Source organism: Sphingobacterium sp. UGAL515B_05 (genome assembly GCF_033097525.1).
GTDB lineage: Bacteria > Bacteroidota > Bacteroidia > Sphingobacteriales > Sphingobacteriaceae > Sphingobacterium.
The window spans coordinates 4,924,911-4,937,689 of sequence record NZ_CP109907.1; the positions used below are offsets into that span (position 1 = coordinate 4,924,911).

Annotated in this window: 14 protein-coding genes and 2 pseudogenes; 6 read left to right on the forward strand and 10 right to left on the reverse strand. The window is 36.9% G+C overall.

Annotation, left to right across the window (positions count from 1 at the left end; translation table 11 throughout):
• Positions 1-104 precede the first annotated feature (104 nt).
• The 7 genes and pseudogenes from OK025_RS26845 to OK025_RS20370 all read right to left on the reverse strand — a co-directional run bounded on the left by OK025_RS26845 (position 105) and on the right by OK025_RS20370 (position 4,341).
• A pseudogene (locus OK025_RS26845) lies at positions 105-352 on the reverse strand (SDR family oxidoreductase).
• A gap of 2 nt (positions 353-354) precedes the next feature.
• Positions 355-465 (reverse strand): SDR family oxidoreductase, encoded by a 111-nt coding sequence (locus OK025_RS20345; RefSeq protein WP_317666559.1) that lies wholly within the window; start codon positions 463-465, stop codon positions 355-357.
• A 68-nt stretch (positions 466-533) separates the two neighbouring features.
• Positions 534-1,106 carry a hypothetical protein gene (locus OK025_RS20350; RefSeq protein WP_317666560.1) on the reverse strand — a complete coding sequence of 191 codons (573 nt, stop codon included), beginning with the start codon at positions 1,104-1,106 and terminating at the stop codon, positions 534-536.
• 2 nt (positions 1,107-1,108) lie between these two features.
• Positions 1,109-1,528: an SDR family NAD(P)-dependent oxidoreductase gene (locus tag OK025_RS20355; protein WP_317666561.1), complete on the reverse strand. Its 420-nt coding sequence runs from the start codon at positions 1,526-1,528 to the stop codon at positions 1,109-1,111.
• 274 nt (positions 1,529-1,802) lie between these two features.
• The gene (locus tag OK025_RS20360; RefSeq protein WP_317666562.1) at positions 1,803-2,402 is read right to left on the reverse strand and encodes an NAD(P)H-dependent oxidoreductase; all 600 of its coding nucleotides are present in this window, start codon (positions 2,400-2,402) and stop codon (positions 1,803-1,805) included.
• A 77-nt stretch (positions 2,403-2,479) separates the two neighbouring features.
• A complete protein-coding gene (locus OK025_RS20365; protein ID WP_317666563.1) occupies positions 2,480-3,301 on the reverse strand; it encodes a helix-turn-helix domain-containing protein in 822 nt (273 codons plus the stop codon).
• A gap of 392 nt (positions 3,302-3,693) precedes the next feature.
• On the reverse strand, positions 3,694-4,341 hold the full coding sequence (locus OK025_RS20370; protein ID WP_317666564.1) for an HD domain-containing protein: 648 nt from the start codon (positions 4,339-4,341) through the stop codon (positions 3,694-3,696).
• 304 nt (positions 4,342-4,645) lie between these two features.
• Between OK025_RS20370 and OK025_RS20375 the strand changes: the two genes are divergently transcribed.
• Positions 4,646-5,041 carry a DUF6896 domain-containing protein gene (locus OK025_RS20375; RefSeq protein WP_317666565.1) on the forward strand — a complete coding sequence of 132 codons (396 nt, stop codon included), beginning with the start codon at positions 4,646-4,648 and terminating at the stop codon, positions 5,039-5,041.
• 315 nt (positions 5,042-5,356) lie between these two features.
• Complete coding sequence (locus tag OK025_RS20380; protein WP_317666566.1) at positions 5,357-5,767, forward strand: hypothetical protein; 411 nt, start codon at positions 5,357-5,359, stop codon at positions 5,765-5,767.
• Between the two features lie 367 nt (positions 5,768-6,134).
• On the opposite strand, the gene OK025_RS20385 is transcribed toward OK025_RS20380, so the two are convergent.
• Complete coding sequence (locus tag OK025_RS20385) at positions 6,135-6,287, reverse strand: lmo0937 family membrane protein (protein WP_120333750.1); 153 nt, start codon at positions 6,285-6,287, stop codon at positions 6,135-6,137.
• A gap of 433 nt (positions 6,288-6,720) precedes the next feature.
• On the opposite strand from OK025_RS20385, the gene OK025_RS20390 reads away from it, so the two are divergent.
• Positions 6,721-7,221 carry an RNA polymerase sigma factor gene (locus OK025_RS20390; RefSeq protein ID WP_317666567.1) on the forward strand — a complete coding sequence of 167 codons (501 nt, stop codon included), beginning with the start codon at positions 6,721-6,723 and terminating at the stop codon, positions 7,219-7,221.
• A gap of 165 nt (positions 7,222-7,386) precedes the next feature.
• Here the strand turns inward: OK025_RS20390 and OK025_RS20395 are convergent, their stop codons facing one another.
• Positions 7,387-7,671 (reverse strand): hypothetical protein, encoded by a 285-nt coding sequence (locus OK025_RS20395; RefSeq protein WP_317666568.1) that lies wholly within the window; start codon positions 7,669-7,671, stop codon positions 7,387-7,389.
• A 246-nt stretch (positions 7,672-7,917) separates the two neighbouring features.
• Here OK025_RS20395 and OK025_RS20400 point away from each other — a divergent pair, with 246 nt between their 5' ends.
• Positions 7,918-8,103: a hypothetical protein gene (locus OK025_RS20400; RefSeq protein ID WP_075993108.1), complete on the forward strand. Its 186-nt coding sequence runs from the start codon at positions 7,918-7,920 to the stop codon at positions 8,101-8,103.
• A 187-nt stretch (positions 8,104-8,290) separates the two neighbouring features.
• On the opposite strand, the pseudogene OK025_RS20405 reads toward OK025_RS20400, so the two are convergent.
• A pseudogene (locus OK025_RS20405) lies at positions 8,291-8,692 on the reverse strand (ferritin-like domain-containing protein); the annotation flags it as partial.
• Between the two features lie 287 nt (positions 8,693-8,979).
• Here OK025_RS20405 and ligD point away from each other — a divergent pair.
• The gene (gene ligD, locus OK025_RS20410) at positions 8,980-11,742 is read left to right on the forward strand and encodes a DNA ligase D (RefSeq protein ID WP_317666569.1); all 2,763 of its coding nucleotides are present in this window, start codon (positions 8,980-8,982) and stop codon (positions 11,740-11,742) included.
• A 16-nt stretch (positions 11,743-11,758) separates the two neighbouring features.
• Complete coding sequence (locus OK025_RS20415; protein ID WP_317666570.1) at positions 11,759-12,670, forward strand: cation diffusion facilitator family transporter; 912 nt, start codon at positions 11,759-11,761, stop codon at positions 12,668-12,670.
• The last annotated feature ends 109 nt before the right edge of the window (positions 12,671-12,779 follow it).

Here is a 12,779-nt window from a genome sequence, read left to right on the forward strand (position 1 = left end):
ATAAAGATAAGAAATAACATAATTTACGTTGTTTAAAAGTTCATTGTTAAAAATAGAAGAGGCACAATGGCTATCTTGCACCTCTTTTATGCTTGAAATTAATTCTAGATAGGTTGTCCGCCATCCACCAAAAAGTTGGCTCCGGTCAGAAAACTTGCATTTTCACTTGTTAAATAGTGAATCATATCTGCGACTTCTTCTGCTTTTCCATTCTTCTCCTTGGGATGCTTTGTATCAGATGGCTTTTCAGCTCGTCATTTAAACCGATTTTTTCCATGATTTCTGTGGCTATCGGTCCCGGACTTACGGTATTAATGCGTATTTTTTTTGAGGCCAGTACAAGGGCTGCTATTTTTACAAGGGCATAATATCAGCGCCGTTCTCTTTTAGTTTTTTAGCTGTGGCATAGCCAATACCGCTATTACCACCTGTTATTAACGCTACTTTATCTTTTAAATTTTTCATTTTTTTATATTTTAAACGACGGACGCAATACGTTAAATAAAACATTTAATGGGTAGATTTAACCGGATTTATGGATTGAAACGGATACCTGTCATCTCTTCAGTGAGTTTCCAAAGTCTTTTGGCATTGGTTTCGTCCAGTGAATAGCGATGTACCCCTTTTTGCGCGGTAATATCTGATGAGACTACCGCTATATCTCCGTCTTCGCAATAAACGCCGCCAATATGATCAAGTAGAGGACTTGTGGCGCACCATACTGTTGTGGCAGCTCCCTGTGGGATCGTCTTTAGCGATGCGGCCACTTCAGGTAACATGTTGCCGTTTGCATCCACAAAACCCATTTTTTGGAATAGCTCCAACGGGGCTTCTCTGCCTAATTCTGTTCCGCCGATAGAGCCGGGATGAACCGCATAGCTTCTGATATGGGAAGATTGTCCTCGCACGTCCAATTCCATTGAAAAAAGATTGACAGCGGTCTTGGATTGTCCATAACCCTGTAAAGTTTCATATTCACTGTACAGGAAATTAGGATCATCAAAATTGAAAGGTGCGAAATGATGACCATGAGAGGAAACATTAATTACTCGTGCTCCGTTGGCTTTTTTAAGAGATGGCCATAATCTGGAGGTGAGCTGGAACAACGCTAAATAATTAGTGGGGCTAGCTGTGACTCTATACCTCGTTCATCTCTACGCAAAGGAACCCACATAATACCTGCATTGTTAATAAGTAAATGTAAAGGTCTTCCTGAAGCGGTAAAATTTTTTGCGAAGGCATCAATAGAGGCGGGTGACATTAGATCCATTGCTGCTATTTCAACATTGGCCATTCTTTCCAGATTCTTTTTTGCTTTGTCGACATCGCGTGCAGCGACAATTACGGTGGCTCCGGCTGCTGCGAGTACTCTCGTAGTTTCCAGCCCAATTCCGGTATTGCCGCCCGTTACGATGGCTGTTTTTCCAGTAAGATCGATGTTTTGAATCACATCTTTGGCCGTTGATCTTGCATTGAAGCCTGAACCTATAGGTTGTTGTTGCGCTCCCTGATAATTATTCTTTTCCATTTTGAATACGTTTGATAGCTATTACTGATACAAAATTAGGAAGGATTAATATTTCCTGTTTTGTTCAAAAGGCCAAATTAACTTTGTCCAAAAGGGCAAGGGATTTTGATCAGGATATAAGCGGAAAAAAGGCAGGGTTGTGAATATCCTGCCTTTTATTCTAATATTTTGTGCTGAGTGTACATTACTCCCAAGCCATGACCCGATTATTACTATTACAGCAATGCTAACGAATACAGCGAGGCTTATGATTAATTTTTTGATAAGATCAGTTTTAATGATTAGAAAGTTGAGAATTCATACCCATATATACATCCCTGATTGCTGCGAGCCACATTTTAACGACTTCAGGACTGGCCCGGTCAGCTTTATCAAAAAAGAAGTGCTCTTTGACCTGAAAACCACAGTAAGTATAGATACCTTTATCAGAAGTCAGTATTAATGCTTTATCCATACCGACAGAGGCATATTCTTCATTGGATTTTCCGTGTGTATTGAGAATTATTGCCTCTTTTCCGGCTAATAATCCTTTTTGAATTCCCTGATCATAGCGGTAGGCAAATCCATAGCTGAATACTCTGTCGATATACCCTTTCATAATGGCTGGCATGCCGGTCCACCAAATCGGATAGATAAAGGTGACCGTATCTGCCCAAGAAATATATTCCTGTTCTCGTCTGATAAGTTCATTAACGTAGCCTTTTCGTTGCCCGTTTATATCTTCCAGAGATAATACCGGATCAAATCCTAGGTGGTACAGGTCTCTGGTAATTACTTTATGCTTCTGTTGTTTTATAACGTTTTCAATAGCTTGTTTAAATTGAGCATTCAGACTTTCCTGATTGGGGTGGGCGTAAATAATAAGGTGTTTCATATTGTTACTTTTAATTGATTGAACACTACAAAAGTAAGATAGGGAACAGCTGAAAAATTGTAAGAAAACGAAACCGGTTATTCACCAGCCCGACAAATATCCCGCTGGAATTTTAGGTAATTCTTAGGCGAAAGATTAATGAAATGTTTAAAGTCGTGAATAAGCTGGCTTTGATCATAATAACCACATTGGTCAATAATTTCAAACCAGTTGACTTTTTCCTTAGAAAGATCTGTCTTCTGAATCAATTCAATGGCTTTAGAAAAACGATGATATCGGTTCACCTCCTTTGCACTGAAGCCAAAGTGCCTTTTATGGATCAATTGGATGTTTCTTTCGGTCTGTTTAGTTTCTTCAGCAATGGATTTGATGGAGTTCATAGTATCCGATCTGAAGTTAGCCAAGAGGTGAGAAGTGGTATTTTGCTGATTGAGATAGGATTTGCAGAAGTTAAGAATATGGTCTACCTTTTCTTCTGTGGAATCAATACTATTTAATTGAAACCATAAATGGGTAAAACAATTTTCTTCCATTACTTCATCGGGATGAACAGGTAAATGATTAGATAATAATGCTCTGCCAAAAAAGCGATAAAATGCATCACCCTTGAAATTTGCAACTAAGATATTGGAATCGGGGGGAAGGCTGTATTCAAATGCTGATTTAATAGGGCCCAAAACAATACATTTGTCAACTTCAATTTTTGTTTTTTGCTTGGAAACCAAAAATGCCTGAGTTCCAAAATTAAAAACCATAATGGTTTGAAAAGAAGGGAGAAGGGTTTTGGTTATGGTATGTTCAGACTTGTTTTCAGCATAATAGAAATGAGAGAATACTGCTTCAAACTCTTTGCGAGCAGAAATCTTGTAGCTAAGATATGTATCTTCCTTTGGTTTCATTTATAGCTACCAATGTAAGAAATATTAATCTCTTTGATCCATCTATTATTCTTTCTTGAGAGAACAGGGGATTTAGGTCAATTACAAAAATTGACCTTTTTTGTATTACATAACTTGATTATTGTTATTCCACTTTTTTAGTAAGATATCCAATTTGTACAAGTCCTGACGGATAAGCGACTATATTTTTGAACAAAAGATTTTGCTCAAGAAATCCTTCCTTAAAAAGCCGTAGCGCAGGGAGAAGAGTGTGAATTTGGGACATCTTTTGATCATTTTATTGCCCCTGATGACTAAATATTGCTAAAACGAAAATTGTATTTTATATATACGGTCTAAGTATTGTTGCTTTAACAAGTGATAATACTTATTCTTTTATGTTAGATACTCTCTTAACTAAAAGTCGATATTGCACGATTACGAATTTCTTCGACGTTCAATCCAGCCTCTTTCAGTTTTTCTGATGCCTGTTTCTCTATAAGATCCTTTAATAGAATAAAGGTCTGATCGAATTGTACATGTTTACCAATTACAAAAGACAAGTCATACTCAATTTCTTCCCAAGTGGATATATCAGCGTGGTTATGCTGTAGCTGCACTTCCAATTTATCAATAGCATTGGCTACTTTTGCTTCAAAGGTCTTTTTCTTCTCAAATTCATAGAAAAGATCATATATCTCTAGGTCACTGCTGGTTGCAAGCATATCTCTAATATTAAGGATAGCCTTTTCTTCATTTTGTTGTTTAATGTTCTTGATTTCTGGATCGCGAATCTGATCTAAAACAGATACATCACCAGCTTCTGCCTCCACAAGATCATGAATAATGATCATCTTTAGCAAACGAGCAAGATCAACCTTCTCATCTAAAAGTGGCTCAATTAATATAGCCATCAGAGACATCCGCCATGTATGTTCGGCAACACTTTCCTGGCGCCCATTGGACAACCAACTATGTCGCAATTCAAATTTTAATTTTTCAGCCAACTTCAAGACATCCATTATTGCTGATAATTGATCAAACTTTATTTGATTATTCATATTAATTATTAATGCAACTCGATTCTTCCTGATATTAATTATAAATATCGGTACTAATTTAGCGTTTTCTATGCTTGAACGATGTGATTTTTTCGCTGAAAATACAATCTAATCCGATAAAAAGCAGAGACCAATACGGCAAGGTATTGATATCGCGCAGACCTTGTTAAAGCTCCATGAAACCTTCCTAAACAGGGTAAGGTTACCTTTATCGAGCAAATGACTTACGAACCGAGAAAATCCTATTTTATTAATGTATAGCTCACTAGCTAATTTACATATCTATTTTGTATCTTGATATAAAATGATTATTCTAATTATCAGAAAGATATTAAATGATTATGTTGCTTTTATTGATGACTTCAAATATCAGTTTTCTCCAAATATGGAAGAATTTGAACAAAAGAGCAGCAGGAATCGTTCGGGGCATATTGGTGACTTCAAATATCAGTTTCACGGTGCGGGATGCCGTTTAGAGAAAGATGGTGTTATATGTGAATTTGATTTTATGCCAATCAATGAATATCCTATAAAGTTTTCTTTATGGAAAATGCGTGAATTTATTTTGACCAATAAAGCATATGGAATAGTTAAATTGGGGGAGTCGGAATTAAATGAGGTGCTACATACCTTGGTTGAAGATGGCACTCTTGTCAAATTGGTATTGGATGGCATGGTTTGGGAAGTATACCAGATTTAACGCAAAATTCTATTTTCGTATATATGAATTAATTGTCCTGATCAGTTTGCTCTTAACGTTTACCTACGGACAGCCTAACCAAATCATCGATAAGCCCAAAGTTGATGAGCATATCGAGATACTGAGTTTAGTGTTTAGATTTTGTAGGCATCCATAGAAGTTCGAATTTTAGCAGGTTTTTGAATAAAATGAATAGCTATTATCTCAAATAATCAAACGATCTTTACAATAGATGAATGCTCAAAACTGGTTTAAATTGGACGACAACTTGAACATTTAGCCAACATTTACGTGTAGCTTTAGAAAATAAATAATATGACAAGAAATCTGAAAAATATTTTTTACAATTTTGAACAAGGAAATTATGGACTTAAAATTGTGTTCGATTTGGACGGATTATACCTGCTGTTCGGTTCAACAAATTTTATATACACTGATGCTCCTGAATTTGATGGATGGAGAAATTGGAATAAACTAATTTATAAAGAGCTTGAAAAGGATTCATTGCATATTACTGAAATTAAAGAAGATGAATTAACAAGTTACTTCCTCAAGCTATCAAATAGGGATATATTTTATATTTATCAGCATATGGATTTGGAAGGGGACTGGCACCAGAATTTTTCAATGGTATCCCCTAATGAGGATAATTATAATGAAGTTGCAAAGTACATGGAAGAGGAATGGATAGAAACAGTCGTTCCTGAATTCCGCAACATGTTGTAAGGCTCCTGTATTGTTCTATATACAATTTCAGAATGGAAAAAGATATTTCGTTATAAGAATATTTGAATAGATTCGCTTACGCTGTTGGAAGATGTTGTAGCGAAAATTAACCATCGCTATACGCGTAAGGATGAAATATTAGGTCAGATCGTGCTTCAAGGCCCGCAAATTGAAAAAATAGCTATAATATCAACAAGTGACTGACCGAAAGCCTGTGATAAAAGGCCTATTTTTAGAATACATATAAATAATAGCTTACGAACCGAGAAAATCTCCATTGTATTAGCCTTGATCAGGTCTATATTTCTATCTAGATGCATGGTATATAAAAATTTTTATATACCATGCATCAGATTTTTATATCGCGTTAAGCTGCCCCTCGGATGACACGTAACAGAACGACAATAATGGCGATAACTAATAAAACGTGAATTATATTCCCTGTAGCATAACCTCCAAAGAAACTAAACGCCCAAATAATGACTAAAATAACAGCGATGATATATAATAAATTTCCCATAATATATTTGTTTTTTCAGTAGAACAGCCTTCGATGGATTATGGTTTGAATGGATAAAATTTAAACTTTAATTGTTCGTTATCAATCGTTAGTTGTTAGTTATTAATAAGGTGTACAGTTTTCAGCGACCGGCTACCAAACTGGTTTGCAAATAACAATTTAGAATAAACGTATTTATAACATTTCCCATATATAAATACCCTATTGTCTTTTTTTATTATTTGCTTATTTTTTTATCTGTATTTAAAATTAAGCGCAAAAATCCACTAAAATTTGCTTAATAAGCTTTGTAAATAAGGACAACGTATTTTTACCGCTAACAATGCTATTTATTTTACATGCAAATTGGCCCTCAAAATTAGCACTCTTCTTGTTATCCTTTTCTTGTATAATCATTTTAAACAATCAGTTGAACAAAGAAAGAGGATAAGTTATGAACAACCACAATTTAAATGTACTCATCAACGAAAAAAGAAGTTTACTTCATCATTTTGCTGCCAAATTTACTGCTGATCCGGATGAAAAGGAAGACCTGATCCAAGAAACGTGGATACGCGCATTGAAGTCCATAGACAGTTTTGTTCAGCATCCGAAGCTGATGAGCTGGTTATATGTAATTATGAAACATACTTACATCAATAAGTATAGAAAAGCAAAGCGTACCACCGAAATTCAAGATCAATATGTGGTCTTGGAAAGTACAAATACAACAGAACTCAACAAAGGCATCAATAAGTTTATGGCCGAAGATATCGAACGAGCGATGAACAGCTTAACGTCGGAAAACTATGAAATTTTCCGTTTGTTTTTAGATGGCTATAAATACCATGAAATTGCATCCTATTTTGATATGCCAGAAGGTACAATAAAAACTCGAATCCATATGGTAAGAAAAAAGCTGCAAAAACAGCTTAAGGTCTACCGGTTAAATTGACAATACCAATAAATAAAACAAGCGCTAACGTTTCAGTTTAGTTTGATTTTTGCAAAAAGGCTGGCTTTTTAAGGTCAGCCTTTCTTTCGTATACTTTCAAAACAATAGTTCCTTTGCGGAAATTGTATGGTCATCAACTGAACATAATTGCACTCCGACGAGGGTTCATCCCGGTTGCAACTTTTCGATTATTTTCCAATTGTCTTCTTTTTTATCATAGCGAAGTAGCCAGGTTTCCTGGGGGACCTTCTCTTCCTTATCAGTTGAATGTTCACCCACTGTAATCGTGATCTCTGAAGGAAGAGCGTGGATAATTTCTGCGTAGGCTTTTTCTCCTCCAAGGAATTCAATAATTGCTGGCATCGCATTATAACCAATTTCAGGGCTGAATAAAAACTCAGCTATGCCGCCATAATGAATCTCAGTACCATGAAAAATAATACCATTCATAATCTTACAAATTGAAATTTAAAGTTATAGTGATCTTATCTCAGATCATAAATTTTGAAATTTTGATCTGCGATAATGCTAACAGTCGTATACCATTTTTGTTTTTTTGGCGATCCAATAATTTATTTTGCAAAAGCAATCTATTTGTTTTTGAGACGTGTTATATCAGTAATAAAAAGCAGGAGCTTGAGGGTAAGATAGAAAAATTTTCAGGCAAAAAGGATTCAAAAATATAATATATTAATCATGAACGTAAAAAGAATATTTGGAACTATTCTCACAGTATTGGGGATTGTAGGACTAATCTATACCGGCTATGAACTGATCATGAAAAGTAATGCCTATACGAATTTGGCGGTAGTCGGCATTTTGGCTCTTATTTTCTTCTCATCAGGAATAAGTCTTGTGAAGAACACTAAAGACGAGTCTTAAAGGCGGTTCATTTTTGGAAGTCTAATTTTCGGCTTTTGTTAAAATTAATGAAGGTCGGATTATCAAGTCCAACCTTCATACATGAATTTTACTTAATATAGTTGAGAATATAAATAACAACTATATACCTCGCACTGTTTTCGTAAAAAGCCTTTAGCTGGTGGCCAAGGTTTTTGCTGTATTTCAACTATTCTTGGGCAGCCTTGTCGTTAACGAAACCGCCTGCTATCCCCGTTAGTGCTTCGTCGGTATCCTTCTCATTGTCTAAGGTTTTTTGGAGCAGTGAAGCTACATCGTCGTGTCCCATCGTTTCTGCAAATGTGGGAAGAGTACCGTAAGTGGCGATCTCGTAGTGTTCTACTTTCTGTGCTGCAAGGATGAGGCCTGCATCTCTGGTAAAAGTATCCTTTTCTGTGTCAGAAATGATCGAATCGGCTTCATCAAGCAGACCCTGCATAGCGTCACATTTTTTAGCAACAGCTTTTTCTCCCAATTGCTCAAATACCTGTTCAAGAGTTTCTATATGTTTCTGAGTTTACTTGGTATGCTTTTCAAAAGCAGCAGCGAGTTTTTCGCTAGTTGCCGCTTTCATAGTTAACCCAGCCCAAACCACTTTAGTTCAATAAAATATATTTAACTGTTATCAAATAAAAACGAAAGCGATATTCTCTTCTAAGGTTTGGTACAATCCTGTTAGCGAAACCTTTCGCACTCCAATATTGTTCACATTAATATTTATCAGGCCATAAAAAGCAATTTGCTAAATCAGAGAAAACCATTTCATATTGAGTTTTGTGCTATATCAAAATCGAATTAACTGGTAGCGTAATATGCATTTTATTATTTACCAATATATTAATTTTTAAAATACCGATCATGGCCGATAATAAATCAAAAAAGGGAAAAACAGCTAGAAAAAGATTACCTAAAGGTACAGTTGCGGGATTAGCTAAATATCGGCAAAAGCGTGCCGAAGAGAAAACACCGGAACCCTTTGGCGGGAAACCAAGTGGAACAGAATTACGCTTTGTGGTTCAGAAACACGATGCTTCACACCTGCATTATGACTTTCGTCTTGAAATGGATGGTGTTCTGAAAAGCTGGGCGGTACCTAAGGGGCCTTCAGTCGATCCAGGTGTAAAACGTCTTGCCATGATGGTTGAGGACCATCCCTATGATTATCGGAATTTTGAAGGAATCATCCCAAAAGGGCAGTATGGCGGCGGCACAGTTATTGTCTGGGACGAAGGAACCTATGAACCTGCTGGAGGAGATTTTAGGGATATTCCCAAACAGGAAAAAGAACTTTTACATCAGCTGTATTCTGGTAAGCTAAAATTCAAACTCAATGGCAAAAAACTCAAAGGCGAATTTGCTCTTGTTAAAGCCCAGGGCAGGGGAGATAACGGCTGGCTGCTGATGAAACTGGATGATAAATATGCCAGTGAAAAAGACATAACGACGAAAGATAAATCGGTGCTATCTGGCAAATCCATTGCGCAGATGGAGCAATCTCCAGATCATGTATATGGAGAACCTATCATTAAAAAAGACAGTACCGTTAAAGATAAACGCTCTGTAAAGGCCAAAGCATCTGAGCTTATCAATGATCAACTTGATGCAGTTCCTAAAAATAAATCTTCGAAGAAAACAGATCTTCAAGATTTATTGAAAAATACACCAAAGCAAAAATTCTATTCCCACATTGAGCCCATGCTTGCCACATTGGTCGCTAAGCCTTTTGATGATGATGACTGGATCTATGAAGTAAAATGGGATGGGTATCGGGCGGTAGCTTTCATAAACAAAGGGGAAGTGGAATTGAAGTCCCGCAACGATAAAAGCTTTAATGAAAAATTCTATCCCATTTATGACAATTTAAAGGAGCTTGGATTAAATGCCATATTGGATGGGGAAGTAGTGGTGCTTGGTGAAAACGGAAAGGCCAATTTTGGCTCTTTACAAAATTGGCGCAGTGAAGCAGATGGCGATCTGGTTTATTACGTATTTGATATCCTCTGGTACAATGGGCAAGATTTAAAAGATCTTACGCTGTTTGAACGTAAAACTATATTAAAGGAAATCTTACCAGAACGGAAAAGCATTCTAGTCAGTGAACATTTTGAAACTTCGGGAACCCAGTTCCTTGAAGAAGCCAGGAAATTGGGCCTTGAAGGAATTATGGCCAAACGAAAAGATAGTATATACCATGTCCATAACCGTTCAAAGGACTGGCTAAAGATCAAGGCGAATAAAAGACAGGAGGTCGTGATCGGGGGATACACGCTGAATGATGACTCCAGTAAATTATTCAGTAGTATTCTTGTAGGTGTCTATGACCGAAAAAAATTAGTCTATACAGGTAAAGTCGGTACAGGTTTCAATGAAAAACTACAGAAGCAGATGATGCAGCTTTTTAAACCGCTGATCATTTCTAAAACGCCTTTTATGGAAGAACCAGATGTAAACAAACCATCACGCTTTAGACCGAATCCACCACACGCCACGGTGACCTGGCTCAAACCCGATCTCGTCTGTGAGGTTAGTTTTACGGAATTGACAAGTGATGGCGTGATGCGGCATCCTTCTTTTGATGGAATGCGCGAGGACAAAAGTCCGAAGAAAGTTATTTTGGAGGAGGCAGCTCCTATAGCAGAAATATTTAATGACATGGAAGATAAAATAATTGCTCCACGAAGTAAAGGTGAGCGTAAAACGCTATTGAATCCGAAAGATAATACGCAGGTCAAAAAGATAAATGGGCATGAGTTAAAATTCACGAACCTTGATAAGATCTTTTGGCCAAAAGAGGGAATAACAAAAAGAGATCTTATCAACTATTATTATCAGGCAGCTCCATTTATATTGCCTTATTTAAAAGACCGTCCCCAAAGCATGAACAGATTTCCCGATGGTATTGAAGGTGAAGGTTTCTATTTCAAAAACGTAACGGATACTGCTCCGGACTGGGCGGAGACCTATCTTTACCATAGCGATACAGATAACAAGGATAAGCATTATCTGGTTGGAAAAGATGAAGCGACACTGCTCTACATGGTCAATCTTGGCTGCATTGAGATGAACCCTTGGAGTAGTACGGTCAAAAAGCCCGAAAATCCATCATTCTGTATTATCGATCTAGACCCGGATAAAAATTCCTTTAATCAGGTCGTTGAGGCAGCACAGGTAACGAAGAGCATCCTAGATGATATGGGCGTTCCAAGCTATTGTAAGACCAGCGGTTCTACTGGCCTTCACATCTATATTCCGCTCGGGGGGAAATACACTTATGATCAGTCCAAGGAATTTGCCAGGGTGATTGTCACATTAGTACATAATGAGTTGCCCAAGTTCACCAGTTTAGAACGGTCCATTAAGGATCGGAAAGGAAAAATGTATCTGGATTTTTTACAGAATAGACCCCATGCAACCATTGCTGCGGCCTATGCTGTCCGTCCTAAACCCGGAGCAACGGTATCTATGCCGCTTCATTGGGATGAAGTTAAGAAGGGGTTGAAAATAAGTGATTTTCATCTGTTGAATGCCATAGAAAGGATGAATAGCGAAGGTGATATTTTTAAGCCTGTCCTTGGTAAAGGTATTGATCTCAAAAAAGTAATTGAAAAATATACCAAATAAATGCATTTAAACCTCCATGGATAATCCGGAATTAAAAACCAGTAATAAAAAATCAATATACAGTGCACTCGCGGCGAATCTATTAATTGCATTAACTAAATTCATCGCGGGAGCATTTACAAATAGTTCCTCCATGATCTCAGAAGGTATTCACTCAACGGTAGATACTGCAAATCAATTGCTCATACTTTATGGCTTGAAAAGAAGTAAGAGGCCACCCGACCAGTCTCATCCTTTTGGTTATGGTAAAGAACTATACTTTTGGTCTTTTGTTGTTTCCATTCTGATTTTTGGGCTTGGTGGTGCATTATCTATTTACCAGGGTATAGCTCATATCATGAAACCCGAATTTATGAGCGATCCTTTTTGGAATTATATTGTACTCATACTCTCCTTAATTTTTGAAGGAACTTCTTTTTTTATTGCTTTAAAAGAATTCAATAAAACCCGCAATGGCATGGGTTGGTGGGATGCAATTATTAAGAGTAAAGATCCTTCCAGTTTCCTTGTGGTCTTTGAAGATGGTGCAGCTGTGGCAGGGTTAATAATCGTTATGGTACTCATGGGACTAAGTCATTACTTGCAGATTCCTGAATTAGATGGCCTAGCTTCAGTAATCGTAGGCTTGTTGTTGGTTTTCGTATCCTTTATATTGGCTAGAGAAAGCAGAAGCTTATTAATGGGAGAGGGAATTGCTTCAGAAACAAGATTGAAAATCGCCCAGCTTGCCGAAAAGGATTCAGCTGTTATAAAAACTAAAAACATACTATCCACTTATCAATCGCCAGAGTACGTTGTATTGATGCTTATTATTGATTTTGAAGATCATCTTGAAACAGAGGATATCACCGAGGCGATACGCCGGATTCGTGAGGATATAAAAAATGAATTTGAGTTTGTGCACTTTGTAATTATTCAACCAGAATAATCACATATAAGCCCTTCGGACAAGCTATCAAAAACATCATTTTCAAGCCCATAACGTTAGAAATGGTGGTAATTCTGGCAAATGTAAATACCTGCCAAACCTTTCACAC